This is a genomic window from Martinezella rhizogenes, from assembly GCF_027460065.1.
GTDB classification, from domain to species: domain Bacteria; phylum Pseudomonadota; class Alphaproteobacteria; order Rhizobiales; family Rhizobiaceae; genus Agrobacterium; species Agrobacterium rhizogenes_C.
In genome coordinates this window covers 1-26,831 of the sequence record NZ_JAPYZZ010000025.1, presented here as the reverse complement: position 1 = coordinate 26,831, position 26,831 = coordinate 1, and the positions used below count along the sequence as shown (strand labels likewise).

General features: G+C 58.4%; 22 protein-coding genes and 2 pseudogenes. 11 read left to right on the top strand and 13 right to left on the bottom strand.

Translation table 11 applies throughout. The annotated features are described in order from the left end of the window. The first annotated feature begins 13 nt into the window (after positions 1–13). On the top strand, positions 14–2,569 hold the full coding sequence (locus tag O8B93_RS25160) for an alpha-L-rhamnosidase (RefSeq protein ID WP_269712547.1): 2,556 nt from the start codon (positions 14–16) through the stop codon (positions 2,567–2,569). 84 nt (positions 2,570–2,653) lie between these two features. After that, positions 2,654–3,655, top strand: a complete 1,002-nt coding sequence (locus O8B93_RS25155; RefSeq protein ID WP_269712545.1) for a LacI family DNA-binding transcriptional regulator — start codon at positions 2,654–2,656, stop codon at positions 3,653–3,655. Positions 3,656–3,945: 290 nt separating this feature from the next. On the opposite strand, the gene O8B93_RS25150 is transcribed toward O8B93_RS25155, so the two are convergent. The 9 genes and pseudogenes from O8B93_RS25150 to O8B93_RS25110 all read right to left on the bottom strand — a co-directional run bounded on the left by O8B93_RS25150 (position 3,946) and on the right by O8B93_RS25110 (position 12,570). Beyond that, positions 3,946–4,434 carry a GlcG/HbpS family heme-binding protein gene (locus O8B93_RS25150; protein ID WP_269712544.1) on the bottom strand — a complete coding sequence of 163 codons (489 nt, stop codon included), beginning with the start codon at positions 4,432–4,434 and terminating at the stop codon, positions 3,946–3,948. A 110-nt stretch (positions 4,435–4,544) separates the two neighbouring features. After that, the gene (locus tag O8B93_RS25145) at positions 4,545–5,132 is read right to left on the bottom strand and encodes a response regulator transcription factor (RefSeq protein WP_269712542.1); all 588 of its coding nucleotides are present in this window, start codon (positions 5,130–5,132) and stop codon (positions 4,545–4,547) included. A gap of 11 nt (positions 5,133–5,143) precedes the next feature. Beyond that, on the bottom strand, positions 5,144–6,727 hold the full coding sequence (locus O8B93_RS25140; protein ID WP_269712583.1) for a sensor histidine kinase: 1,584 nt from the start codon (positions 6,725–6,727) through the stop codon (positions 5,144–5,146). A 589-nt stretch (positions 6,728–7,316) separates the two neighbouring features. Next, the gene (locus O8B93_RS25135) at positions 7,317–8,348 is read right to left on the bottom strand and encodes an NADP-dependent oxidoreductase (RefSeq protein WP_269712541.1); all 1,032 of its coding nucleotides are present in this window, start codon (positions 8,346–8,348) and stop codon (positions 7,317–7,319) included. After that, positions 8,345–8,842: a PaaI family thioesterase gene (locus O8B93_RS25130; protein ID WP_269712539.1), complete on the bottom strand. Its 498-nt coding sequence runs from the start codon at positions 8,840–8,842 to the stop codon at positions 8,345–8,347. The genes O8B93_RS25135 and O8B93_RS25130 overlap by 4 nt, the downstream gene beginning before the upstream one ends. Positions 8,843–8,850: 8 nt before the next feature. Then, entirely contained in the window at positions 8,851–9,549 is a 699-nt protein-coding gene (locus O8B93_RS25125; RefSeq protein ID WP_269712538.1) for an SDR family NAD(P)-dependent oxidoreductase, read from the bottom strand. Continuing rightward, positions 9,546–10,136 carry a 2-hydroxychromene-2-carboxylate isomerase gene (locus tag O8B93_RS25120; protein WP_269712537.1) on the bottom strand — a complete coding sequence of 197 codons (591 nt, stop codon included), beginning with the start codon at positions 10,134–10,136 and terminating at the stop codon, positions 9,546–9,548. Before O8B93_RS25120 ends, O8B93_RS25125 begins: the two co-directional genes overlap by 4 nt. Beyond that, complete coding sequence (locus tag O8B93_RS25115; protein WP_269712536.1) at positions 10,136–10,630, bottom strand: winged helix-turn-helix transcriptional regulator; 495 nt, start codon at positions 10,628–10,630, stop codon at positions 10,136–10,138. Before O8B93_RS25115 ends, O8B93_RS25120 begins: the two co-directional genes overlap by 1 nt. A gap of 456 nt (positions 10,631–11,086) precedes the next feature. Then, positions 11,087–12,570 (bottom strand): annotated as a pseudogene (locus tag O8B93_RS25110) (IS3 family transposase). 118 nt (positions 12,571–12,688) lie between these two features. Between O8B93_RS25110 and O8B93_RS25105 the strand changes: the two are divergent. Further along, a pseudogene (locus O8B93_RS25105) lies at positions 12,689–13,139 on the top strand (transposase); the annotation flags it as partial. A 255-nt stretch (positions 13,140–13,394) separates the two neighbouring features. Here O8B93_RS25105 and O8B93_RS25100 read toward each other — a convergent pair. Next, the gene (locus O8B93_RS25100) at positions 13,395–14,615 is read right to left on the bottom strand and encodes an ROK family transcriptional regulator (protein WP_269712535.1); all 1,221 of its coding nucleotides are present in this window, start codon (positions 14,613–14,615) and stop codon (positions 13,395–13,397) included. 263 nt (positions 14,616–14,878) lie between these two features. Between O8B93_RS25100 and O8B93_RS25095 the strand changes: the two genes are divergently transcribed. The 8 genes from O8B93_RS25095 (at position 14,879) to O8B93_RS25060 (ending at position 24,366) form a co-directional block, all read left to right on the top strand. Next, positions 14,879–16,147, top strand: a complete 1,269-nt coding sequence (locus O8B93_RS25095) for an ABC transporter substrate-binding protein (RefSeq protein WP_269712534.1) — start codon at positions 14,879–14,881, stop codon at positions 16,145–16,147. 83 nt (positions 16,148–16,230) lie between these two features. After that, complete coding sequence (locus O8B93_RS25090) at positions 16,231–17,115, top strand: carbohydrate ABC transporter permease (protein ID WP_269712533.1); 885 nt, start codon at positions 16,231–16,233, stop codon at positions 17,113–17,115. After that, positions 17,115–17,966 (top strand): carbohydrate ABC transporter permease, encoded by an 852-nt coding sequence (locus tag O8B93_RS25085; RefSeq protein WP_269712532.1) that lies wholly within the window; start codon positions 17,115–17,117, stop codon positions 17,964–17,966. The genes O8B93_RS25090 and O8B93_RS25085 overlap by 1 nt, the downstream gene beginning before the upstream one ends. A 62-nt stretch (positions 17,967–18,028) precedes the next feature. Continuing rightward, positions 18,029–19,171 carry an ABC transporter ATP-binding protein gene (locus tag O8B93_RS25080; protein ID WP_269712531.1) on the top strand — a complete coding sequence of 381 codons (1,143 nt, stop codon included), beginning with the start codon at positions 18,029–18,031 and terminating at the stop codon, positions 19,169–19,171. Positions 19,172–19,195: 24 nt separating this feature from the next. Next, on the top strand, positions 19,196–21,331 hold the full coding sequence (locus tag O8B93_RS25075; protein ID WP_269712530.1) for a beta-galactosidase: 2,136 nt from the start codon (positions 19,196–19,198) through the stop codon (positions 21,329–21,331). Positions 21,332–21,401: 70 nt separating this feature from the next. Further along, positions 21,402–23,417, top strand: coding sequence for an aldo/keto reductase (locus O8B93_RS25070; RefSeq protein ID WP_269712529.1), 2,016 nt, complete (start codon positions 21,402–21,404; stop codon positions 23,415–23,417). A 44-nt stretch (positions 23,418–23,461) separates the two neighbouring features. After that, a complete protein-coding gene (locus tag O8B93_RS25065; protein ID WP_269712528.1) occupies positions 23,462–24,148 on the top strand; it encodes a Gfo/Idh/MocA family protein in 687 nt (228 codons plus the stop codon). Continuing rightward, positions 24,145–24,366 (top strand): hypothetical protein, encoded by a 222-nt coding sequence (locus O8B93_RS25060; protein ID WP_269712527.1) that lies wholly within the window; start codon positions 24,145–24,147, stop codon positions 24,364–24,366. The genes O8B93_RS25065 and O8B93_RS25060 overlap by 4 nt, the downstream gene beginning before the upstream one ends. A gap of 142 nt (positions 24,367–24,508) precedes the next feature. On the opposite strand, the gene O8B93_RS25055 is transcribed toward O8B93_RS25060, so the two are convergent. The 3 genes from O8B93_RS25055 to O8B93_RS25045 are packed head-to-tail and all read right to left on the bottom strand — an operon-like array spanning position 24,509 to position 26,473. Continuing rightward, positions 24,509–25,123, bottom strand: a complete 615-nt coding sequence (locus O8B93_RS25055) for an exopolysaccharide biosynthesis protein (RefSeq protein WP_269712526.1) — start codon at positions 25,121–25,123, stop codon at positions 24,509–24,511. Further along, positions 25,120–25,428, bottom strand: a complete 309-nt coding sequence (locus tag O8B93_RS25050) for a hypothetical protein (RefSeq protein ID WP_269712525.1) — start codon at positions 25,426–25,428, stop codon at positions 25,120–25,122. The genes O8B93_RS25055 and O8B93_RS25050 overlap by 4 nt, the downstream gene beginning before the upstream one ends. 58 nt (positions 25,429–25,486) lie before the next feature. After that, positions 25,487–26,473 carry a TerC family protein gene (locus O8B93_RS25045; protein ID WP_269712524.1) on the bottom strand — a complete coding sequence of 329 codons (987 nt, stop codon included), beginning with the start codon at positions 26,471–26,473 and terminating at the stop codon, positions 25,487–25,489. Positions 26,474–26,831 lie beyond the last annotated feature (358 nt).

Genomic DNA, 26,831 nt, shown 5'->3' with positions numbered 1-26,831 from the left:
GAGCAGCCCGATCATGAATCTTTCCAGAACCGATACGTTTACCCGGTCAGACCGGGCTGCTCAGGAGACAGAAAATCACGCCGCCGATTTGACGAGCCTTTCAGTAGGAAATGATGATCCATTCGCAGGATGTGATCTTATAGGGCCTTCCCGAGCCAAGGATCTGTCGGCCGGCGCGCCTCGTCTTTCGAAGCAATTTCTGGTCGATGGAGAAATCACTTCGGCCATTTTGTCGATTACGGCCCTTGGCTTGTACAAGGCCGAAATCAATGGTGTTCGAGTTGGCGATGACGTCCTCGCACCGGGGTGGACCGACTATAGATATCGGCTCATGTACAGCCAATACGACGTTTCGAAATACATCAATACTGGTCGGAACACCATTGATGTGCTGCTCGGAAACGGTTGGTATCGAGGCAAACTTGGCCGGCCATCGCGCAGAGATTTTTATGGCGATCGGCTTGGCCTGTTGGCGTCGCTCAAGATCACGCTGCAGAGCGGCAAGGTTATCACAGTAACCAGCGACGAGAGTTGGACTGCGTCAAGTTCGTTCATCCAGTCGGATGACCTTTATGATGGCTGTTCATTGGATTTTCGGCATGAGCCGCAGGCTCTTGGTGTCGAAAAGATCGCGTTTGACACAACAATCCTTGAGCGTCAAAATTTTCCCGGAATTACGGTCACCCAGACGCGTCACGGCAACGCTCTCGGATTGCAGGATGATGGTTCCCTTTTATTCGATTTCGGACAGAACCTCGTCGGCTGGGTAAAACTATCGCTCAAGAAACCCGAATGCGGCCGCAAGGTTGTCGTTCGGCATGCCGAGGCGCTTGAGAATGGGCGTCTGGCGCTGCGCCCACTACGAGATGCCAAGGCGACCGACACCTATTATCTCTCCGGCCCCGGCGACAGTATCCTGGCGCCCGAATTTACGTTTCATGGTTTTCGCTATGCGTCGATCAACGGTGTTCGCGAGGACGAGATCGCGCGGATTGAAGCCATCGTCATTGGATCTGCAATGAACAGGACAGGATGGTTTTCTTGTTCCAACTCCTTGCTGAACAAGCTTCACGAGAATGTCGTGTGGAGTCTCAGGGGAAATTTCGTTGGGATACCGACGGACTGCCCCCAACGGGACGAACGTCTCGGTTGGACTGCCGACATCCAGGTGTTTGCGCCCACTGCCGTGTATCTCTACGACTGCATGAACCTGCTTGAATCCTGGTTGCGGGATTTGACATTGTCGCAATGCCCGGACGGGTCGATACCGGTGATCGTCCCGGATATCTACAGACGTCAGTCGGTTGCAACGGCGGGGTGGGGCGATGCAGCGACAATCGTTCCCTGGGTGCTTTACGAGCATTCGGGTCGCGAGGAAATACTCGCATCCCAATTTGATACGATGTTGCGCTGGCTCGAGCGCGTCGAAAGAGCGACAGGCACGGATCTCATCTGGCGAGGCGGACATCAATACGGTGACTGGCTGGATCCAACCGCCCCACCTGACGATCCTGCAGCCGCGATGACCGACCGGGACCTTGTTGCGACGGCCTGCTTCTACAGGTCCGTGAAGGTCGTTGCCGACAGTGCGAATGCCCTTGATCGAGCAGCCGACGAAAGCAGGCTGCGTGACTTGTCTGATAGGATATTTGACAGGTTTCACGCGACCTTCGTCACTCGCGAAGGCTGTCTCACTTCTGAGACGCAGGCCGCATACGCCATCGCGATCAGCTACGGCTTGCTGCATGGAAAACAGATGCAACATGCAGGTCAACGCCTCGCTGATCTCGTGAGAAAAACCGGATTTACGATTGCGACGGGGTTCCTCGGCACGCCTGTCATTCTCGATGCCCTGACGGCAACAGGCAACGAACGTGTAGCAATGCGGCTACTTACCCAGACGCAATGTCCCTCATGGCTGTATCCGGTAACGATGGGCGCAACAACGATGTGGGAGCGTTGGGACAGCATGCTCCCCGATGGGACGATCAACCCCGGCGAAATGACAAGCTTCAATCATTACGCCTTCGGTTCGGTTGCCGACTGGATGCACCGCACTTTGGCCGGTTTACGCAGCGAAAGTGTTGGCTGGAAGACGTTTTCCGTTACCCCGCCGACTTGGAGTGGTCTCAATCAAGCCGAAGCACAATTCGACAGTCCGTGCGGAAGCATCAGCGCATCATGGCAGTATGGGGACGGCCAGCTACACGTGCGCATCACCGTTCCAGAAGGAACCAGCGCAGTGGTCAATTTGCCACAAGAAAGCGTTGCACTTCGTCCGGGAACACATTCGCTGACGCGAATTCTCGATTTCGCGAGTGGCTCCAGCGTCGCCCCCTCCCTACTTCTCACGCGCGCGGCAATGGATGACGAGGAGGCCTGGGACAGGGTCGAGGTAGCGATCAGGGAGTTTCGCCCGCTGTGGACATCCAAGCAGATTGCAATAGCAGCATTTCCTTATCTTGATAGGCCGCTCGAAGAGCTCAGCCGATGTATTGGACTATCCATTCCGACCATCGAGGAGGACCGTTTGCGCATTCATCTCCGGGATATCGCTACCATGTCGTAAAACGTCCTGACCTGTGATAACCGAGGGCCTATGAGTTGCGTCCATCACGCCATGGGCGCGCGGTGACCGACAGGGAGGAGATTCATGAGCGAGGAACGAGCGCAAGTGGCGAATATGGCGGCGGTTGCGCGCATAGCTGGCGTCTCGCGCGCTACAGTTTCCAATGTCCTCAATCATCCCGATCGGGTCAAACCGGAAACCAGAATTGCGGTTACAATCGCGATGGAAGAACTGAAATTCGTCAGAAATAGTGTTGCAGCGCGGCTTGCAGCGGGCCGCGCAGATAGTATTGGCATTGTCGTTTCCGGCTTCGACCACTCCTACTCGTCAGAAGTGATCACCAGCGCGCAGGAGATTGCGCTGCGTGAAGGATTGCATATGGTCATAACCTGCAGCAATCACGACAAGGCGTTGCAGGACAAGCACCTGCGATATTTTCACGGCGCAGGGGTGGGAGCCGTTATCCTCGTGCCGATGCCGCACTCGGATGATTCAATCAAAAAAGCGATCGCAAGAGACACGCGCCTTGTCCTAATTGACTACGACGGTGTCGCTCTCGGTTGTCCAAGCGTGAGAATTGACAATCTGGAGACAGGACGCTTGGCAGCACGTCATCTGCTGGCGGCTGGCAAGAAACGCCTGCATTTTGTCGGCCCGGACGGCGTTCGCGCAGTTGTAGAGGATCGTTATTCCGGAGCAGTGGAAGCTGCAGGACCAATCTCCGTGATGCGGTCCAACGTCAATGGCCTTTCGCGGCAGGCAGCTGCAGCCCACGCAAAGGACATTGCACGCCTGGCACAGATGGGACGGGTCGATGGCGTGATCGCGGCCACGGACGTGATTGGCGCCGAAATGCTGCTTGCTTTCCTGGAAGCTGGGCTGCGTGTACCGACGGATATCTCCGTCATTGGGTGCGACCACAACGCCTTTGCGGCCAACGGCCGCATCACATTGAGTACCGTTGACCTGCTCAGCCAACGTGTTGGCGAGACAGCGATGGAGCTCGCGCTTGCGGAGATAGATCATCGCAGGCTGTCGCAAAAAAACATTGTCTTGACGCCCAAAGTGATAGTTCGCGGCACCTGATGAGGTTTAACTGGGGCGCGCCGGGGTGATTGTATTACCGCTGGCACGCTGAAAATCGTGCCTTGGTGGAGGTGGAACTCCGGACTGGCTACGCCCGTCGCCCACCCCTGCCATCTCCCTGTCCATCCTGCCTGACTGACGCTCAATCCTACCTTGTTTGTCATCCTGCGGGCGACGCCATTTCCGATACTGCGGAGAATGAATGCCCAAGAACGGGCGCGAACCTCGTCCGCGTTTTAGCTGAAAATTGGCCGTGACACAGGGAAGTAAACGTCGCGAACGGACGGGGCTTACTTCAGGTCTTCGGCAGCCTTTTTGATTGCGGCGACGGCGCATGCCTCGTCAAGGTTCGCCCCTGGAGCCCCACTGACGCCAATCGCACCAATCACCACATCGCCAGCCTTGATTGGTACACCACCTTCAAGCACCAGAAAGCCGGGAATGTTCACCACTTGGGCCGAACCCGGATTGTTCGCGGCATTCTCTGCCAGCTTCGAGGTTAGTATCCGCAACGACGCAGAGGTGAAGGCCTTGGCGCGCGAAGAGTCAACGGTGTGCGGACCAGCATTGTCTGCACGAACCAGCGCGCGAAGGACACCCGCACGATCGACGACGGCTGCGCTCACACTATAGTTGTCTGCGGCGCAAGCTTGGACTGCATTGCTGGCCATTTGAACGGCGAGGTCGGAAGGGATATTCTTTTCGGTAAGGAGTTCGGCCTGCACCGAGCTGATTGTAAAACCGAAGGCGGATGCGACTATAAAAAAATGTTTGATCACAGCGTGGTTCCTGTCGTTGTTCGGCGAAGCGTTTGGCTTGCACGGCCGAAGTGATACCAAAGCGTCCCCCTTGGCATAATCCGCGCTGTCACCACTCGGCGTAGGTAGGATTACCTACGTGTTGCCTTGTTGGTGAGCGTCAATCGCACGAACTCGGCCACGGAACTGGTTCCGAGTTTTCCGGCAATCTTTGCCCGATGCGCATCGACGGTACGCGCCGATATCCCGAGTGCCACTCCAATCTCCTTACTTGCCCATCCGTTGGCGATCATCTCGAGAACCTCGCGTTCGCGGTCCGTCAACTGCGCCAATTGCAGTCGTGCCTCGCGCCGCTCCAGCCGGGCATCCAGGCTTTCAAAGGCCTGTTGAACCGCCCCGAACAAAACCTCACCATCAACCGGCTTGCCGAGGAAGTCCTGGATGCCGGCCTTGAAGGCACTGCGGCAGGCCACCACATCACCGTGGCCGGTGATCATGATCGTCGGCCAGTCAATGTCGCGTTCAGCCAGTTGCGCGTGCAGTTGCAGCCCAGAAACCAGCGGCATACGCAGATCAACGATCAGGCATCCTGGCTTCTCCTCATGAATATGCGCAAGAAACGTCTTGGGGTCACCGAAGGTCTCGACGTCAACTCCGTAGGTGCCAAGCAGAAAGGCTATCGCCTCTCTGACGGATTCATCGTCATCGACCAGGTACACCTTATACTTACTCACAATACCTCGCTCTTTGATACGCAGGGCAACGTAATGGTAAACCTTGCCCCTCCGCTTGTGGAGTTTTCTGCTGCTATTTTACCGCCAATACGTTCGACGAGGGTCGCGCATAGCGATAGTCCGAGTCCCATGCCCTCGGGCTTTGTCGTGAAAAAGGGGTGAAAAAGTTTTGGCAGGGCACCGGGGACGATGCCCGGCCCATTGTCGCTGACGATGATGCGGGCTTCGTTGGCCGCTGCTTGCGTCTCTATTCGGATGATTGCCACTTTCGAGTCGGTGCCCTCAAGTGCATCAGCTGCATTGCGTATCAAATTGTGCAGCACCTGTTGCAACTCGATAGCGTCAGCGACGACTTTCAGCGGCTGCGGTCTGAGGCTACAAGCGAGGCGGATACCACGCTGCTTCAAATCTATACTCGTTAGCGCGACGATCTCGGTGACGATCTCATTTAGCGAGTTTTCAACGGGTTGCGGTGCCTTCTTTGAGGCATAGTCGCGCATCCGCCTCAGGAGTTGTCCAGCGCGCTTGGCCTCTTGGACGTTGACTTCCAGCGCGCTAGAAATGCGTTTGATATCGGCTAGATCCGCATCTGCCAACCTAAGCGCCGCCTGGCTGCGACTGAGAATCGCAGTCAGCGGCTGCGTCAACTCGTGCGCGATGCCTGACGCCATCTCGCCCATCGCATTGACCCGCGAGGCATGTGCAAGCAATGTCTCTCGTTCATGCAACACGGCGCGTGCTTCGGCCTCTTCCATTGCCCGTTGCAGCCCCAGCGTTGTCGATCGCTGACGCAATGCAAACATCGCTGCAAACAAAGCCAGCCCTGTGGTGGCGGAAAAGCCCAAAAAGGGCTTTGCTGAAAAAAGTATGGCAAGCGGCACCGGCCGCTCAATCAATAACGACAGCTGCTGCTTTTCGCCATCAATAATGGATTCAAAATGCAGCGGCGCAACAAACGAAGTTCCTGTATCGACGCGATCCCGTGCCGGCAGATCGAGCAAGGGTTTTCCCCCTAGCATAAGGCGGACATGGGCCCAGGCAGGCTGTTCTTCGGGCTCTATTAGAAGCCGCGCATCAATGGAAAGCACTACCACCGATTTCGAAGGCACGAGCGCGCGTTTCGCTAGCAGATAGTGTCCGTTCCTGTTTTCGTAGACAGTGATCTTGCCGCGTACCTGCTCGGCAAGCGGGCCGCGCAGAGGAGAGATGTCCACGCTTTTACCCTCTGGGACCTCCAGCAGTACACTCAAGCCCTTGTCCTCGGTCGCTGTATCCTCGAGCGAGACAAGTTCGATCCAAGCGATCCTCGGATAAAACCGGGTGATGGTTTCCATTACGTGCCGAACAGCGCCGAACGGGGCGGGTTCCGCTCCGCTGGTGAGCGCAATAAGGCTGGTCATGTGTGCATCGTGTTGTGCCACGCGCTGCGAGATCAGTCGTTGCAAGGTCCGTCCGGTCGCTTCCAACTCATCAGCCAGCCGCCGCTCCGTCGTTTGGGCTGAATTAAAAGCGAACCCCAGTATCGCCGCGAGCCACAGGCCGACGCCGATAAGCGAATATTTAAGGGTTGTTCCTATCACAAAATTCAATCCCTTAGCCGGGGGCCGCCAATAAACAAGAGAGTACCGCTCCACAGATGCCGCCGCCTGTAGACGTTTTTTCAAAGGCGAGACAAGTGCATTGAATAACCTTCAATAAAAATAGCTTTAAGCAACTCCCCCGTTCTTGGCGACCCCGTGCTCCATAGGGGCCACGCCATCAGCGTGGATTCGTTGCAGCAGACGGCGCGTGTGGCTTTGCGATCTCGAAGACGGGACCAGAATATATGCTTGTCATTTCGACACCCATTACAATAGCTGTTCAAGCACAGGGCGGGATCGAATGAAGAACGGCCGAGGCCTTCCTTCGGAGCCCTTCTCGATCGGCCCAACTCGATAAGGACTGGTGCAAAGACGGCTGCTCCTCCTGCATCCTCCACGTTGGTCTGCCAACATCACCACGAGGGACCGGATAGCGATTAGGCCTCATCCTGGCGACGTACTAACTTCTGGACGAGCCCCTCCATATCTCGAGCTTTGGTATGGGGCTATTAAATGGTAATTCTATAACTGTGAGGATCAGTCAAGATTATACACTTTGACGCGACGACGCGGCTATTGACCGTCAGCGCTATTTTGCCGTTCCAGCCGCTCCGTCTCGCGCACGCACCGTTTGCCGGATGACGACCTTCCCTCGCGCTCGCCCAGTTGCCGATCGCTTCAAGGCGGCGACGGTCTCCTCGAACAAGAATTCGCTATCAATGACTGGGCGCAGAGCGCCTGCTTCAATCAGCCTCCCGATTTCCGCAAGTTGGTCACCATCCGGGCGCATGAACAGAAAGCTGTAATCGATACTGCGTACTCGCGCCTTTTTGCGGATCGAATAACTTCCAAATCTGATGAATTGTTTGACCAACCAGTTAGCGTTGATCCTTTCCCCAAAGGCAGGATCAGGCGGCCCAGCGATCGAGATCAGCATTCCTCCGGGCTTGAGCACATTGAGAGACTTCACCGTCACATCGCCGCCGAGCGTATCAAGTACAACATCATAATCACTTAAACGCTGCTCAAATGCCTCCTGGCGGTAATCAACCACCTCATCGGCACCAAGATCGCGAACAAGCGCGAGGTTGGCGGTTCCAACGGTGGTTGCGACATGAGCTCCCAAATGCTTGGCAAGTTGGATCGCTACCGTGCCGACGCCGCCCGAACCGGCATGCACGAGCACTCGTTGTCCCGGCCGCACCTTCGCGCGTTCGACCAGCACTTGCCAGGCGGTAAGCGACACTAGCGGTAGTGCCGCGGCTGCTGGCGGATCCAGGTTCGCCGGGATGGGGGCGAGATCGGCTTCGGCGACCGCGATCCGCTCGGCAAAGGTACCGACGCGGTCCCCGCCGACACAGGCGAACACCCGGTCGCCGACCCTCCAACGCCGCACGCCTTCGCCGACGGCAATGACAGTGCCGGCAAGATCATGCCCAAGGACCAGCGGCATGTCATACCGCAGGATCGCCTTGAAGGCGCCCGTGCGGAGCTTCTCGTCTAGCGGATTAACGCTGCTTGCATTTATTTCGACCACCACTTCGCCTGGACTGGCGACTGGCTCGGGAAGATCGTGAAGCGTTAGCGGCTCTCCATAGCGATCCAGGGCATAGGCCTTCATTGGTCGCCTCCCGTCGCTTCCAGTGGCTCAAGTGCACCGCGTCCCCCGGGCTCAACGTCGAAAACCAAAAGCGTCGAAGTCGCTGTGGCGCAAAGTCTTCCGGCGCCGTCGTGAAGTTCAGCCTCGGCAAAGGCAACACGGCGCCCGCAGGAGATAACTCGCCCTGTGGCGCGGACCGTTCCACTCTCGGCGCTGAGTCCGCGCAGGTAGGATACCTTCAACTCAAGCGTCGTATGGCCGCGTCCGGGTTCCATAACTGTATGCGTGGCAATCGCGCACGCGCTGTCGAGTAAAGTAGCCGCATAACCACCGTGCACCGCACCCAGCGGGTTATACGCCCTGCCGTCGGGTATTCCTTCGAATACGGCTCTTCCTCGATCGACCTCGACCAGGTGAAAATTCAGGGTATCACCCATCGGCGCTCGCCGGCCAGCGGCAAGCAGGGATCGTAAATGGGCCAGCCCATCCGGGCGGTTATCTTCGGTTTTGCTCATTCTTGTGCTCACCATTGCTCGTGAAACGGTCGTACCTCGGCCAAGAACGACCAGGCGTCCCGTGGCTGATGTGCGAGGTGGAATACTTCGGCCGCGATAGACGTCGGCGAGATGAAAAAGTCATCCGGTTTAGTCGGCTGGAGCTCACGTTGCCAAGGAACGTCAATGGCTGCATCGATAACGAGATACGCAACGTGGACACCTTTGGGTCCGAGATCACGCGCCAGGGATTCGGCAAGGATGCGCTGTGCCGCCTTTGTTGGCGCAAAGCCCGCGAAAGCCGCCTTGCCCCGTTGCGAAGCGCCATTGCCGGTAACGACGATCGCCCCTTCGCCGGCCTCGATCATCGCGGGTGCAGTCAGGCGGGCGAGATGGAACAGCGCCATGGCGTTGATCTCGAAGTTGCGGACGAGCGTCTCCGCCTCGATCTTGTCGAAGGTGCCGAACGCTCCCCCGACCGCGTTGTGGATCACCACCTTCGGAGCGCCCACCCGCTCGATCGTGCGTGCCAGCGCCTCTGGATCGGAAACATCGCATGGCACCGCGATCGTGTCGGCGATTTCGCGCTCCAGCGCGATGAGCCGGTCGGCATTGCGGGCCAGCATCGCCACACGATAACCTCCTTCCACGAAACGGCGGACGGTTGCAGTCCCCGTCCCCGGGCCGACTCCGGTGACAAGCGCGAGCGGCTTTTGGATATTGCTCATGCCGCCGCCTCCAGGCGCGCGATTTCCTCACGCAGAAAGTCGATCCGATCATTGCCGAAGAACATTGCGCCATCGACAATCATTGTCGGCGACCCGAAAACCCCGCGCGTCGCCGCCTCGTCAGTGAAGCCGTCGAGTTGAGCCACCGCCTCTTCCACGTCGATCCTGTCAGCGATAACCGCAGTGTCGATGCCCGCTGCAGCGAGCTCGGCAACAACGGCTTCCGACGTCGCCAGCAATCGGCCTTCGCTCCAGATGGCGCGGAACAGCGCGAGCGTCACGTCCGCGCGCTGCTCCGCTGCGGCCACGATCACCGCGCGCGCCATTGCCTCGCCGTCATTCGTCCGCATGTCCGAGGGGTTGAGCGCAAGCCCGTAACGTTGCGCCCAGCGGCCAAGATCGGTGCGCGCGTACCGGCCTTTGGCGGCGCAGGTGATCGTGGTCGGCGTGTTGCCAACCTTCTCCATCACCGTTAGCACCTTCATCGGCTTGAAGTCGATCGAGGCGTTCAGCCCGCGAAGCTGGGTGAACGCGAGATAGGAGTACGGGCTACGGAAATCGTAGAAGAATTCGATGTTACGGGACATCAGTCGGTTCCTGTTGCAGTTAAAAGGCGGTGAGTGGCGTCATCGGCTCCCGGGCCCGGCCGCAGCCCAACACGTTCAAGCGACAAGATCTCACCGGTCACAGCATCGACCAGTGCCAAGGTCAGGGGACGGCCGGTCTCTCGATCGATCATTTCGATAGAGGGCGCCGCAAATCCGGTCGCATCCCAGCGATCACCCCATTCGCGTAACGCCACGCTGACCTTCCACAGGTCGCGACCCTTACGGGTCAGGCGGTATTCGTCACGCGGCGGGCGCTCCTGATAGCGGAGACGTTCGATGATGCCCGACGCGGTCAGATGCTTAAGCCGCGCCGCAAGCGTCGCGGCCGGAATTCCCGTGCTGGCCCGCAGGTCGTCGTAGCGACTGAGGCCGAGCGACAGGTCGCGTATCACCAGCAAGGCCCATCGGTCGCCGATCTGTTCCAATGCTCCTGCAATGGAGCAGCGCATGCCCGAGAATGACTTAGTCTTCATCCGCAGCTCCACTTCCCATGTGGCATGTGGAAGCGATACCGCCACTTAAGACGCGCGGCCTGTTCCGACTTTTGAGTAGCGCTGAGCAGGTCCAGTCGTCGATCTGATCCATATTGGCTAAGCTCAAGCAGGGCACGCACAAACATTTCATCTCCCATCCGATCTCATATTATCAATACCAATCGTGCAAATCAGTTACTTCAATTATTGAACCTATGTGAAACAAGCTGGGTGCGCAAGCTCTCTTGATATCAGCTCGAACAGCAACTCCGTGCCGGTCTTGGAGAGCTGCACAAAGCCCAGCTCGTAATGATGAGAAGCTGGCAGGCGGCCACCTACTTCTGGAACGGTAGCAGACCCCGTTCGTAACGGGCCTCCATCATCTCGCTGACCAAGGCATGTTGATTGCCACTGAGAACTGACCCGGCGGGGGTGCGGATAAAAAATTAGACTACTTCATAAGTTCAGGCCGAGGCTCTGACGATGCTCGACCGGGCTGAGTGATCCCAGCGATTTCTTGACACGCTTCTCATTGTACCATCGAATATATGCATCCACCTCGGCGACGAACTGTTCGATCGTTACGGTCTTCCAGTCTCGTGGATAGAAGAGTTCGGTTTTCAGCCGACCGAAGAACCCTTCGCACGCGGCGTTGTCTTGCGAACAACCCTTTCGGGACATCGAGCGAACCAATTTTGCTTCGCTGATACGGGCTAGCCAGCCGGGCCAGCGATAATGGGCTCCGCGATCAGAATGGATGATTGGTCGTTCTTCGCCATCATTCACGGTTCCGATGGCTGCATCCAGCATCGTATTGACCAGGCCCGCATCTGGTTGTGTTCCAATCGACCAGCTTATGACCATGCCGTCAAAGCAATCGATGATGGGCGAAAGGTACACCTTGCCAGCTGGGATCTGGAACTCGGTGATATCTGTCAGCCATTTCAAGTTCGGCGCCTTTGCATTGAAGTCGCGGTTGATCAGGTTGTCGGGTGCGGGACTGATTTCTCCCAGATATGGTCCAAACCGCCGTCGACGCGGTGTGGCAACGACCAGTTGCTCCTGCTTCATCAATCGCTGGACAACCTTTTCCGAGATTATCACGCTCTGCTTGGCCAGCGACGCCTGTAGTCTCCGATAGCCGTAGCAACGACGGTTTGCTTCAAAGATTTCCGCTAGGCTGTGGCGGACGGCGGCATACTTGTCTGCCAGGCACATGCGGGCGCGATGGTAGAAGTAGGAGCTACGGGCAATCCGAAGCTGGGCAAGCAGCTCTGGCAATCGATAAACTTCCTTAAGGGCGTCAATCAGCTGGGTCTTTTCCCGAGTACTCAGGATCTGCAGATCGACGCCCAGGTACGGACATCACGCTGGAGGGCTTCAAGCTGGCGCTCGAGTTCCTCATGTTCTGGCACTTTAGAGTTGGCTTTGCGGCGTTTCATAGATGAAGGGGCCTCATGACCGAGAAGCTGATCTTTCCAGCTGTGCAATGTCGGCCTTGAGACGCCCAGCCGGTCAGCCACCTGTTGAGCGCTTTCATCTCCACTGCATAGTTCGATGACCCGCGCTTGCCGGACCTCGTCGGAATAGCCAGGGTGCCACGATCGACCGACCATCGATGTTCGCGTCTCAGGAAATGCCTCCCGGACCCATGCGGTCAGTGTCCCTCGTCCGGGATAGCCAAGTGCCCTCATCGTCGCAGAGATGCAACGATCATGGGCGCGAAAGTGCTCAAGTGCCGCCTGCCTCTGAGCCTCGGAATATTTTGGCACTCGCGCTACCGGCTGAGTACGCAGGTCGAGATGCTGTACGTACTCGCGGTACCAGCCCCTCAGCGCATTCTTGGTGGGATAACCCAACTGTCGAATGGTCGAGTTAAGTCGCTTGCCAAGCCGGATATAAAGCTCAACGGCTCGAAGTCTATCTGCGTAGGAATACATGAACTACCTCCTTGGTGGTCCAAGTTTTCGTCCGCACCCCCTATTTTAGGCTGCGCCGGGTCAGCTCTCAGTGGAAATCAACAGTATGACTATTGAGCGGAGGAAGGACATTGAATGGCAGGGAAAATCGATGGCTAAAAAGATCCGGTCAATAGGCGTGACGAAAAGTTAGATACTACCGTTGGCGGTCTGAATACGGCGGCTTGGAGGGCGACCATGTGAAGCGGTTGAAAGAGCTGGAAGCCAAGAATGCCCGGCTCCGGCGTGCCGTTTCCGATCTCACGCTGGACAAGATGATCCTTGCCGAGACCGCTAGGGGAAACTTCTAAGCTCCGCCCGCCGCCGCGCCGGCGTGGATCATGTTATCGAGGAACGGCGTGTGCGAGAAACGGGCGTGCCGGATTCTCGGCAAGCATCGTTCGACGCGACGCAAGATCGCAAAGACCCCGAATGACGAAGCGGCGTTGACCCCCGAGATCACGGCGCTCGCTCTCCAGTATGGCCGCTATCGCTATCGTCGCATCACTGCGATGCTACAGGCTAGCTGGATCGTAAACGTCGAGCGCATCTGCTGCGGGACGGGCTGAAGATGCCGTAGCAGCAAGAGTGCTTGGGTGAGACTTAGGTCATGCGCCGAGATACCGTCCGCATCACAATAAATCTGTTAAGGCGACGCCACCAGTCGAACAACGCGGTCAGTCGCGGCCGATCACGCCGTTCGTCTACGACGGAGCCATGAACGGCAACGTGTTCCTCCCCTATGTAGAGCAGACACTGGCGCCGAGCCTGTCAGCGGGCGATCCAATCTCACCCCCTGTCCCCGATCAGCGCAAGAATGGCTCGCCTTTTTGTCGGGCAGTTCCAGCAGTCTGCGGAAGCGCATTTCCCGCAGACGTTTCGAAATCGAAGAGCTTTTGCGTGACGAGAGCGGCAGCACCTCTTGCCCATGAATTGTCTTCCCAATCCGGCAGGACTGATGGCGGAGCGCGAAACGTGTTTTTCTTCAATGCGGCACGCAACGGTCCAAACAGCGCATCGCCGAAGGCTACCGCCTCGCCACCAACAACGATGACTTCCGGATCGGTGACATTGACGAGATTGGCGAGATGCCGGCCGATGCCGTTTCCCGCTTCCTCCAGAACGGCAGCAGCCTCGGGCTCGCCTCTCTTCAAGGCAGCGAGCAATTCGGACCTGCCAGCGTCCCCTCCACGCCCCGTCGCGTCGCGCCACGTGCTGAGGATCGCCGGTTCCGCATAATAGGCCATCAGACAGCCGCGTTTTCCGCACTCGCACGGACGTCCATTTTCCTCGTAGGAGACGTGGCCGAACTTACCGGCAGCACCATTTGCGCCGCGATAGAGCTTGCCCTCGAATATCTGCGCACAGGCAATGCCGACGCCGATCGCCAGCACAGCCATGTTCCGATGCTGACGCCCAAGACCGAACAGTTGCTGAGCGATCGCGTAGGCGTTGGTGTCATCCTCCAGCCAGACTGGAACATTGACCCGTTCGGCCATCATCGGGCCGAGCGGCACGTTATCCCAATTGTAGCGATGGCTGCGGACACAGACGGCTTTCTGATTGTCAACAACGCCGGGTATCGAAATACCTATGCCCGCCAGCCGCGCCTCTGGTCGATCGACAATCGATACAAGTTGAGGCACGGCCTTCGCTAGCGTCGTTGTGATGTGATCCGGATCGTGGCCCGCGAGCGGCAGACGCATTGAGCCGAGCGGATTGGTGGAAAGATCGGTAACGACGCATTCGACCGAGCCGACCATTAGCTTGAAGCCGATGGCAAGGCCTCCAGCATAGTTGATGTCAACCGGTATGGGGCGACGTCCGGCCGACCCGGCAACAGTCTTGCCTTCGATCAGCAAGCCTTCATCGATCAGATCAGCCACCACAAAGGTCACCGCCGCCGGACTGAGCCCTGTCACCGAGGCAATATCGGCGCGACTGCGCGCGCCGTCCTGCCGCAGAAGATTGAGGATCAGTCTGCGGTTCATTGCCCTGGCCGTGCTTTGGTCACCTTTCAATTTCACAGGCTTTCTTTCTTTATTTTGTAAATTAATCATTGCCTCTGATTTGGATATATGCAAACTTTACCCGACTGATCAACACCAGAACCGGATTCAGCGACATTTAATCCGGTTCGTTCCGACAAATCACAGGGATCCGAAAGGAGCGGGTAAACAAACGTTTTGCCCGAGGATTCGCTGCGTCCTGTCGCGCTTCGGACAGCCATTGAGGAGAAGGGTTGTAGCGGCGTGAATGATTGAATGAAATGGCAACGGGAGGAGTGAAAATGACATTCAAGTGCATCGAACAGGCATCAACAAGACGTGCGTTCCTCAAAACCGCAGGCGGCGTGTCCGCGGCGGCACTGACGGGTTTCTCAATGCCATCCCTCGCCCAATCGGCCGAGGTCACGGTCATCTCTGCGGAAAGCAACGCCAAGGCGCTGGAAGCGTTGCGGCGCATTGGCGCGGATTTCGAAAAGCAGTCAGGCACCAAGGTCGTCATCAACAACATGGACCACGAGGCGCACAAGACGGCGATCCGTAACTATCTGGTCGCCGGCGCCCCCGATGTCTGCTTCTGGTTTTCCGGAAACCGCATGAAGGCTTTCGTCAACCGCGGACTGTTCGATGATGTTTCCGATCTTTTCGAGAAGGAAAAATACAAGGATGTGCTGGGCGCCACCACCGGCGCCGTGACCGTCGATGGCAAGCAGTACGGCTTGCCGACCGGCGGCACCATGTGGGGCATGTTCTATCGCAAAGACGTCTTCGCCGAGCACGGTCTGGCCGTGCCTGCGACCTGGGACGAATTCCTCGCCTATGGCCAGAAATCGAAGGACGCCGGCCTCACGCCGGTCGCGATTGGCACCAAGGAGCTTTGGCCGGCTGCCGGCTGGTTCGATCAGATGAACCTGCGCATCAATGGCCTCGACAAGCATTTTGCCCTGATGAACGGCGAGATGGCCTACACTGATGCGACGCTAAAGCCTGTCTTCGACCATTGGGAAGAACTGATCAAGCAGGGCTTCTTCACACCGGATCACACCTCGTTCGGCTGGCAGGAAGCTGGCGCTTTCCTCGCCCAGAAAAAGGCCGGCATGATGAATCTCGGCGCCTTCGTGAAATATGCCTTCCCGGAGCAGGATATCGGGCAGCTGACCTTCGCCCCCTTCCCCAAGATAGAGAGCATTGATCGCTACGAGGAGTTCTCGGTCAATTCGGTCCATATTCCCGCCAATGCGAAGAACAAGGCGGGCGCCCGCGAGTTCCTCGCCTTCTTCTACCAGCCGGAAAATCTGAGCGCCTATCTGGAGCCCGCGGGCAACGTTCCGCCGCGCAACGGTCTTCCGGCCAGCAAGGATCCGTTGGTCAATGCCGCAGTGGAAAGCCTGAAGACGGTGGCCGGAACATCCCAATACTACGACCGCGACACCGATCCGGACATGGCCCAGGCAGGCCTCATCGGCTTCCAGGAATTCATGGCAAAACCGGAGCGCAGGGATGCCGTCCTTCAGCGCCTCGAGGGAACTCGCCGCCGGATCTTCAAGATCTAGCGCCTCCCGGCGGAGGGGAGCGGGACTTTGTCTCGCTCCCCGATGCCTTCCAGATTCCGTGTTGTGAATGAGGTAACCCAAGCATGAAGACCCTTTGGCGCCGCCATCGATGGTGGCTGACACCAACCCTTCTGATCATGCCCGCCGCAATTCTCTTTTCCGTCGTCATCCTGGCGTCTTCGGTGCAGAGCCTGTGGATCAGCTTACACGAATGGGATGGCTTCGGCCCAATGATCTGGATCGGCTTCGGAAACTATCGCGAGCTGTTTAACGATCCGCAGTTTTACGTATCACTGAAGAACAATGTGATCTGGCTGGCGATGTTCATGATGGCGCCGCCGCTGGGCCTCGCCATCGCGCTTCTTGTCAACCAGAAGATTCGCGGTATGCGGTTTTTGAAATCGCTGTTCTTCATTCCGCTGGTGCTGGCTTCGGTCGCAGTTGGCGTTGTCTTCTCCTGGGTTTATACGCCGCAATTCGGGCTTCTGGCGGTGATCTTCCGCTTCTTCGGCGCAACGGCGCCGGCCCTCCTCTCGGACGAGAATTTCGTTACCTTCGCCGTGGTCCTCGCAGCTCTCTGGCCGCAGATCGCCTTCTGCATGGTGCTTTATCTGGCCGGCCTCAACAATCTGAGCGAAGACCTGATCGGCGCCGGACGCATCGATGGCGCCAAGGGTTGGAACATGCTGCGCCACATCGTGCTGCCGCAACTGACACAAGTCACTTTCATCGCCATCGCCGTCACCGTCGTTGGCGCCTTGCGCTCCTTCGACATGGTCTCTGTGATGACCCGCGGCGGACCGTTCGGCTCGTCCTCGGTGCTCGCCTACCAGATGTTCGAACAGTCGATCTTTTCCTATCGCTTCGGCTATGGCGCGGCGATCGCCTCGGTGCTGTTCGTCATCATGGCCGTCTTCATCGTCTGGTACCTCACGCGGATCATTCGCGCTGAAGAAAGGGGAGTCTGATGTATCCTCGTCCCATTCCCGAAAGCGCAATCTGGCAGCGCCGCCTCTATGTCGCTGTCGTCGTCGGCATCCTGATCGTCTGGCTGGGACCGCTCTTTGCCGTCATCCTCACCTCGTTCCGCTCGATGCAGGATGTAATGGGCGGCAATCTCTGGGGTTGGCCGACCCAGTTCGGCCTGATCGAGAACTATACGGCGGTCTTCACGCAGACGCCGATGGCACAGTATTTCCTCAACAGCCTCGTCATCACAATCCCGTCGGTGATCGGCGTTCTGATCTTGAGCACGCTCGCCGGCTACGTGCTGTCGCGCTATCGGTTTCCCGGCAACATGTTGGTCTTCGCGCTTTTCGTCGGAGGCAACTTCCTGCCGCACCAGATCATGATGATCCCGGTGCGCGACCTGATGGTGCGGCTCAACCTCTACGACACGACGATGGCGCTGATTGTCTTCCATGTCGCCTTCCAGACCGGCTTTGCTACGCTGTTCATGCGCAACTTCATTGCCGCCCTGCCGGACGAACTGTTCCAGGCCGCTCGCGCCGAAGGGGCAACGCCCTTCCAGACGCTAGTCCATGTGGTCATTCCGCTGGTCCGCCCTGCCCTTGCGGCACTGGCGATCCTGCTCTTCACCTTCATCTGGAACGATTATTTCTGGGCGGTGGTGCTGACCATCAGCGACAGCGTCAAGCCGGTGACTGCCGGACTTGCCAACCTGCGCGGCGAATGGGTCTCGGCCTGGAACCTCATTTCGGCTGGAACTATCGTTGTCGCAGTGCCGCCGGTCATCATGTTCTTCCTGATGCAGAAGCACTTCATCGCCGGTCTCACCATGGGAGCGGTCAAGGGATGACGGACCACCAGCCAAACACCCCGCACGCCGGATCCGAAACCGAAATTCGCAAGCAGGACGCCATGACCAGTCTTCAACTTCGCCAAATCCAGAAAAGCTACGGCGCCTATCACGCGCTGCGTGGCATTGACCTTGATGTCGAGCAGGGCGAATTCATCGTCATGGTCGGTCCCTCCGGCTGCGGCAAGTCCACGCTGTTGAAGACCATCGCCGGGCTTGAGACGATCTCCTCCGGTCAAATCTTCATCAACGGCCGCGATGTCAGCAATGCCGAGCCGGGCGAGCGCGGCATCGCCATGGTGTTCCAGTCCTATGCCCTTTATCCGCATATGACGGTGGCAGAAAACATGGGCTTCGGTCTGCGCATGGCGCACCGGCCTAAGGACGAGATTGATGCCGCCGTGATGCGCGCCGCCAAGATCCTGCGCATCACCGACCAGCTCGACAAGCGGCCGAAACAGCTTTCCGGTGGCCAGCGCCAGCGTGTCGCCATCGGCCGGGCGATCACCCGCTCGCCCGATGTCTTCCTGTTCGACGAGCCGCTTTCCAACCTTGACGCGGCATTGCGCACACAGATGCGGGTCGAACTTTCCAGCCTTCACGCCAAGCTCGGCGCGACAATGGTCTACGTCACCCACGATCAGGTCGAGGCGATGACCATGGCGAGCCGCATCGTCGTGCTCAACCACGGCTCGATCGAGCAGGTCGGCTCGCCGCTGGAACTCTACCGCAACCCCGCCAACCTCTTCGTCGCCGGCTTCCTTGGCGCGCCGCGGATGAACTTCTTCGAGGTGATCGTGGATTCCACATCCGGTCACGCTGCCACTGTGTCGACGGCTGGCCTCTCGCCATTGACCGTCGAGCTGGCCGAGGGCGCAACGGTCCAAGCCGGCGAAAAGCTGACCATGGGCATCCGCCCGGAAGATCTGGGCGTCGTTTCCGGCTCCGCAACCGCGACACTCTCGGGTAACATCCGGCTGGTCGAACATCTCGGCCGCGAAACCATTCTCTATGTCGATGCAGGCCAGTTGCAGTGCGTCAGTTCCGAGAGCGGCACCGGCAATGTCACCGTCCAAATCGGCCATGTGACCGCCGTCTCCAACGACACGGCCATCGGCCTCAGCATCGACCCCCGTAAACTCTACCTTTTCTCTTCCGGCGATGGGCGGACGATCAGCGCCCGCAAACCCATCCTCGCCGACTGACCTGCCGCTTCAGGAGCCATATTCATGACCGAGAATTCACGTACCCTTTCCGTCTGGCGCACTATCGACACCGACCGCTTCCTGGTCGGCACGCCACATTATCCCGAGCATGTGAACGAGAGCTATTGGGACAATGACGCCCGTCGCATGGCGGAGGCCGGTTTCAACGCCGCGCGGCTTGGTGAGTTCGCCTGGCACATCTTCGAGCCGCGCGAGGGCATCTTCGATTTTGATCTGTTCGACCAGGCAATTGCCGGGCTTGGCCGCCACGAAGTCAAGACGATCCTATGCACGCCGACCGCGACTCCGCCGCGCTGGCTCACCGTAAAGCACCCGGAAATCCTGCGCGTCGACGGCAACGGCCGGTCGATGAGCCATGGTTCGCGCCAGCACGCCGATACATCGAGCTCGGTCTTTCGCGACTACAGCCGCAAGATCACCAGCGCGATGGCGGAGCACTATCGCGACAATCCTGATGTCATCGGCTGGCAGACCGACAACGAACTCAACACCAGCATGCCGGAATCCTACTCGGCCTCGGCGCTCAAAGAGTTCCACGCCTATCTTGAGGACACCTACAAGACCATCGACAAACTTAACTTCGCCTGGGGCGGGGATTTCTGGGCGACGGCTTACGACGATTTCAGCCAGGTCGTCTTCCCGCAGGATTTTGCCCCGACCTTCCCCGGTCCAGGCCATCTGCAGGACTACCACCGTTTCCTCGCCTTCTCGACCGCCCGCTTCCAGCACGACCAAGTCGAGATCCTGCGCGCGATGAACAAGGACTGGTTCATCTTCCACAATCTCGGCGGCCTGCGCGACATCGACTTTCGCGGCCAGTTCTCGACCGATCTCGATTTCGTCGGTTACGATATCTATCCGTTCCTCTATGACGAGTTCTTCCGATTCGGCGACCATGCGAAGGCCCAGGCACTGCATCTCGACATCTGCCGCGGCTTTTCCGGCAACTACATCGTGCCGGAGCAGCAATCCGGCTTCGGCGCCCAGCCGGGCTTCTGCACGCTGACGCCGGAGCCCGGCGAAATGCGCCGCATGGCGATGTCGTCGGTGGCGCGTGGCGCCGACGGCGTCATGTTCTTCCGCTGGCGCCCGGCCCATTTCGGCGCCGAAATCTACTGGATGGGGGTCATCGACCACGATGACGTCGCTCGTCACCGATATGACGAAGCCAAACAATTCGCGACCGAGATGACGGCGCTGAAGGACAAGATCCTCGGCACTTGGGTGCGCATGGATGTCGGTATCGCCGGCTCCGACTTCGACAACCAGGAGGCCCACAAGACCTTCCCGATCGGCCTTCCGAGCCCGCAGGATAATGCCATACTGCTGCATCAGTACTGTTACGATCGGGGCATCGCCTGCGGCTTCATTCATCCGGAAGACGACCTGTCGAAGTTGAAGGTCTTCTATGTCCCGCATTGGGTAATCTGGAAAGATGAATGGACGGAGCGGCTGGAAGACTTTGCCCGCAACGGCGGCACCGTCATCATCGGGGCCAGAACCGGCACGCGCGACGAAAACAACCACGTCATCCGCGAAACGGCGCCGGGTCGTTCCTTGTCGAAGCTGACCGGAGTGCGCGTGGAGGATTTCGGACGGCTGGCCGCACCTGATGCCAAAGGGCTTTTCACCACCATGACCCGCTCTGGCGGTCTCGTCATTCCGCCCGATCGGCCGGCCGAATCAAGCCGCCGCATTCGCCGTTTCACCTTCGGCAATCGCGAACTCGATGCCGGTTATTTCTACGAGAACCTTGCCACGGAAACGGATGTCGAAACGATCGGTGTCTGGTCCAACCGATACGCCGAGGGCGCGCCTGTCATCACCTCGCGCACCGTCGGCAAAGGCCGCGTTCTCTACGTCGGCACGTACCTGACCTCGGACCTGACCCACCAGCTCGCGACACGGACCTTTGCGGATGCGGATGTAACACCGCTGGTGCCTGACCTACCTGACGGTGTCGAAGTGACCTTGCGCGAGAACGGCGAGCGGCGCCTACTCTTCCTGCAGAACATCAAGGACATACCTGCCGAGGTGACCGGCGTCCCGTCGGGCAAAAACCTCCTCGACAACAACAAGGTCATCTCCGGTGCGCTGACACTCGCCGGCTACGGCTGCGCCATCATCGAATTAAATTGAACACTGAGGGCTAGAGCCAGCACGGCAACGATCGCCGCCACCGAGGCTACGTCTGAAAAGGAATACAAGCATGACCGCTACAAGCAAAGTCCGCTGGGGCATTCTCGGCCCGGGCACCATCGCCAAGGACTTCTTCGCCGGTGCCGCACAGTCGTATAATGGTCCCGTCGAGGCCATCGGCACCCGCAATCCCGGCAAGCCCGGCCTTGCGGAGAATTTTCCCGGCACGCGAATCATTAACGGCTACGAGGCGCTGCTTGCTGACCCCGACATCGACGCGGTCTATGTCGCCATTCCCCACCCCGGCCATGCCGAATGGGCGATCAAGGCCGCGGAAGCTGGCAAGCATGTGCTCTGCGAAAAGCCGATGGGCCTTTCGGCAGCCGAAGCGGAAGCCATGCAGGAAGCAGCGCGCAAGGCCGGCACGTTCCTCGGCGAAGCCTATATGTACCGCTTGCATCCGCTGACGGCGAAACTGATCGAACTGCTGAAAGCCAAGGCCATCGGCGATATCAGAATGATCAAGTCGAGTTTCGGCTTTGCCAAGCTGCCCTTCGATCCCGAGCACCGGCTGTTTTCCAACAAACTCGCCGGCGGCGGCATTCTCGACGTCGGCGGCTATCCGGTCTCCATGGCGCGGTTGATCGCTGGTATCGACGAGGCCTCCGGTTTTCTCGATCCCGACAAGGTGACGGCCGTCGGCCATCTCGGCGAAACCGGCGTGGACGAGTGGACGTCGGCGCTTCTCCATTTCCCGAACGGCGTCATCGCTGAAGTCTCCTGCTCTGTGTCGCTGGCGCAGGAGAATGTCCTGAGAATCATCGGCACCAAGGGCCGCATCGAACTCGACCAGTTCTGGTTTGCCGGCGGCAAGCAGGGCGGTAAGAGCACGATCCGCACCATCGGTACCGATGGAACACGCCGCGAGGTAGAGGTGTACGAGCCGCGCCATCTCTACAGCTTCGAGGTGGATGAGGCGAGCAATGCCATCCGCACTGGGCGCAATGAGTTCAGCTATCCCGGCATGACCCGCGCTGATACGCTCGGCAATCTGCGCGTGATGGACAAATGGCGTGCCGCGATCGGACTCGAATATGAGAGCGAGAAGCACACGAACCGGACGCGAACGCTTAGAGGCGACGTGCTTACCCGCAAGACGAACAAGGTCGCGCGGGGCCGGATCGAAGGCCTGCCGAAGGAGATGTCACTCGCCGCCCTCGGCTTGATGGAGTTCTCCACGTTCTCTGGCGCAGCCATCGTTCTAGATGCCTTCTTCGAGGCCGGGGGAAATCTTGTCGATACCGCGTTTGGCTACGGCAACGGGATGCAGGATCGCCTAATCGGTGAATGGATCCGCAGCCGTGGCATACGTGAAGAGACCGTAGTGATCGGCAAGGGTGTTCATACGCCGCTCTGCTATCCCGACGTGATCGCCAAGCAACTCACCGTCAGCCTCGACCGCATGAAGGCCGATTACGTCGATATCTACTTCATGCATCGCGACAATCCCGACATTCCGGTTGGAGAGTTCGTCGATGCGATGGATGCCGAGGTCAAGGCCGGGCGCATTCGCGGACCCGTTGGCGGTTCCAATTGGACTCGCGAACGCTTCGACGAAGCGATCGCCTATGCCGAGCAGACAGGCAAGACCCGCCCAAGTGTGCTGTCGAACAACTTCTCGCTGGCAGAGATGGTCGATCCCGTTTGGGCCGGCTGCATCGCGTCTACGGGCAAGAAGTGGACAGGCTGGCTCGCGGAGAAAAAAGTCACCAATTTCGCCTGGTCCAGCCAGGCACGGGGTTTCTTCACCGACCGGGCCGGGCGCGGCAAACTGGATGACGCGGAACTGGCACGCTCCTGGTATTCGGAGGGTAACTTCGCCCGCCGTGATCGCGCTATCGAACTGGGCAAACGTCTTGGCAAGAATCCGATCCAGGTGGCGCTTGCCTATGTGCTGGCACAGCAGGGCCGCGTCGTGCCGCTGATCGGTCCGCGATTGCTCGCCGAACTCAACCACAGCCTGGAAGCCTTCGACATCCGCCTTTCGCAGGACGATGTTCGCTGGTTGGAAAGAGGTGACAAATGAGTTCCGGCACGTCATCAATGGCGCCGCCTCTCAAGGAGGAGACCATGCGACGAATCGGAGTGGGTATCATCGGCTGCGGCAATATTTCGGACGCCTATCTGAAGGCCGCGCCGAAATTCCCGGTGCTTGATATCGTCGGTGTCGCTGATATCAATCCGGTCGCTGCCGAAACAAAGGCGGCAACCTATAGCGTCGCCGCCATGAGCATCGACGCGCTGCTTTCCGATCAGCGCATCGAGATCATTCTCAACCTAACGACGCCGCAGCATCATGTTCCGGTCGGGCTGCAGGCGGTGGCGCATGGCAACCACATACATTCGGAAAAGCCACTGGCGACAACGCTCGCTGATGCCGAGCGCCTGGTCTCCGCTGCCCGGGAAAAGGGCGTCCGCGTCGGCTGCGCACCAGACACGTTTCTTGGCGGCTCGCACCAGACGGCCCGCCGGATAATCGACGGGGGCACGATCGGCGCGGTCGTTGCCGGCTCCCTCGACTTACATCCCTGCGTTCGTCCTCAGCCGTTGCGGCCAGCCCGATACGCTGCGAATGGTGAACTTCATGCCTTCGAAGGCGCGATGGCACAGCTTCAGGCGCGCCTTCAGGAACAGGCTTGGCGGGCAATAGTCCAGTCGCGCAGCACCAAGGTGAGGCAGTTAAAGCGATCATTTCGGAAGCACTCAGTCACCCATAGGAAGCTCATCTATACAATGATAGGGGGATATCGGCCTTGAGCACCAGGTTGGGTGGCCGGCTTTCCGCCCACAGGGACCTCGATAAATTGGCCCGCGCTTTCACCAAGATCGACGACGAAACACTCGCCAGCTCGGAAAATTCCCTTCTCGATAGCGGTTGCGAAGGCAGGCGAAAAGACGTCAATCTTTGTGCAGAGCGTCAAGCCACTGCACGCGCCGTGCAGGACATGGAGGATACGGACCATTCCCGCCCATAGCGCACCTGTACCAGAATACGCAATCGGCCTTTCCCGGGATAAGGTGTCGCGGGAATCCTGAGTTGTTGAACTGAAGACCGGCATCGACAGATACGATTGTCACTGGGCGACATGCGCAGTCCTGCGTTTCACGTCGTTATCGTTACCCGATTGTAGTAATGACGCCATATACCAAAGCCGCCGTCGCGGCCAAGGCTACAACCGAGAAGATCAGTCCAATCAGTGTGATCAGACCATCGCGTTCCAAGAGGGCGACGGCAATGACGATCAAGGCCAAGGCCGGCAGGAAATTTCCAAAGGGTATCGGCAGAGCGATGGCGACTGCTAGCAGGAAAATGGGAAAACCCAGCAACATTTGAACCGGATTGCCGGTCAGAACAGCAAGTCGGTCACGGCGCATGATTTTTTCTGCCCGAGCGATCAGCGGGCCGGTGTAGCGAAGGGTGACATCGATCGTGCTTGACGACAGACGGCGTTTTTTAAGACTCACCGGCAGCCAGATCGTCTCGCATCCGGAAGCTATCTGAAGCGCCACCAGCGCAAGCGCCGTTCCAAAGACCATTCCGAATGGTCCTGGGATCGGCGAAAGTGCCGGCAGTGTCAGAAGCAGGATGATAAGGGCAGTGCCGGCTTGCCCCATGACGGACAAAGCCTTGCCGATTTCAATGCTGCCTTCAGCTCGACCAAGAGCGGCCAATTCACGGAGGCGGGTCGATGCGATCCCTTCGCCCTGCGGCTGCTGTTCTCTCCCCGTCATACTGCGCTATCCTCGCCATTCTGTTTCAGAGTATTGACCAATGCCGCACAACCCGGCGCGCTCGTGTCCAGGAGATCGAGTGGGTTATTCCAGCCGAGCGAAACGCGGACGGTATAGGAGAGCGCCCAACCCATATCATTTGTTGCGCGATCGATAAGACGGGGCGCCTGTGTTGCCAGGCACTCCTGCGAAGCGCGGACGATCTCGGCAGGCGCTTTTGCTGCCGCCACACGGTCAGCTATTTCGGCTTGCATCGGTTCGATGATGAATATTGAAAAAATCGCAGCGATAATTTCTGAGAACATGGATGTGTTCCTTGAGGTTGGTTGTGTTGGAAGGGGACGAGCAGTGTGCCGGGTAGATTCAATGGGGCGGCAGCGGCTTGGCGCGGGTCTTCAGCAAGCTCCAGACGACGCCGCTTATAATGATCGCGAAGGTGATACCGAGCGACAGGGCAGCGGGGAATTTTTCCAGACCCAGCATGTCAGCGACGAAGATCTTCGAGCCGATGAAGACGAGGACGATCGCAAGAGCCGGCTTCAGATATTTGAAGCGATGGATCATTGCCGCCAACGCGAAGTAGAGGGCGCGCAAACCGAGGATCGCGAAGATGTTCGACGTGTAGACGATGAACGGGTCCGTCGTGATGGCAAAGATCGCAGGAACCGAGTCTACGGCAAAAATGACGTCGGCGACTTCGACCAAGACCAGGGCCATGAACAGCGGCGTGATGAACCAGACCATCTTGTCGGTCTGCGGATGCGCCTGCTTCACGAAAAAGCGTTCACCATGATGGCTGTCGGTAAGGTTGAAGCGACGGCGCATGAAGCGAATGATCGGGTTCTTTGACACATCCGGCTCGGCATCCTTCATGATAAGCATCTTGATGCCGGTCACGATCAGGAACGCGGCAAAGACATAAAGCAGCCACGAGAACTCGGCCACCAGCGTCGCGCCGACGCCAATCATGATCGCGCGCAAGAGGATGACGCCGAGAATACCCCAGAAGAGCACACGGTGCTGGTAAAGGCGTGGAACAGCAAAGAAGGAAAAGATGAGGGCGATGACGAAGACGTTGTCGAGGGCCAGTGTCTTTTCGACGACGAAGCCCGTCATGTAGGCAAGTCCGGATTCCGCGCCCAGATACCACCATACCCAACCACCGAAAGCGAGGCCGAGCGAGATGTAAAGCACCGAAAGCTTGATGCTTTCACTGACACCGATTTCCTTGTTTTCCTTGTGCAGGACGCCGAGATCGAACGACAGTATCGCAATCACCAGGCCCAGAAAGCCGGCCCACATCCAGAGAGGCTTACCCAGCCACTCCACGAACAAAAATGATGTTTCCAAGAAACTGAGCCTCTGTCGGCGCGCGATGTCGAAAGGGTCCGACATCGCGAGAGCGCCGACGGCTCTCACCAGAGGGGCCCGGACCAGCGGGTTGGCGAACAATTGGGAACGCTGTTTTTCCCCTTCAAGAGCCTGGCACCCAGAATCTTTTCTTTTTTTCCCGTTGCACGACGTTATCTGCTCAAAAGCACGCCGTTCGAATACTGCTATTGAAACTCAATTTACATGCCCTACATCGTGGCTGCGGACCGGGCCCCTCTGATCAAGGCTTGCCTTTTTGATGTCGGACCGCATCGAGCGTGCTCGGTGCAGTCTTGGGGTTTAACGTCCATCTCTCCGAACATGCTCGTTGATTTTT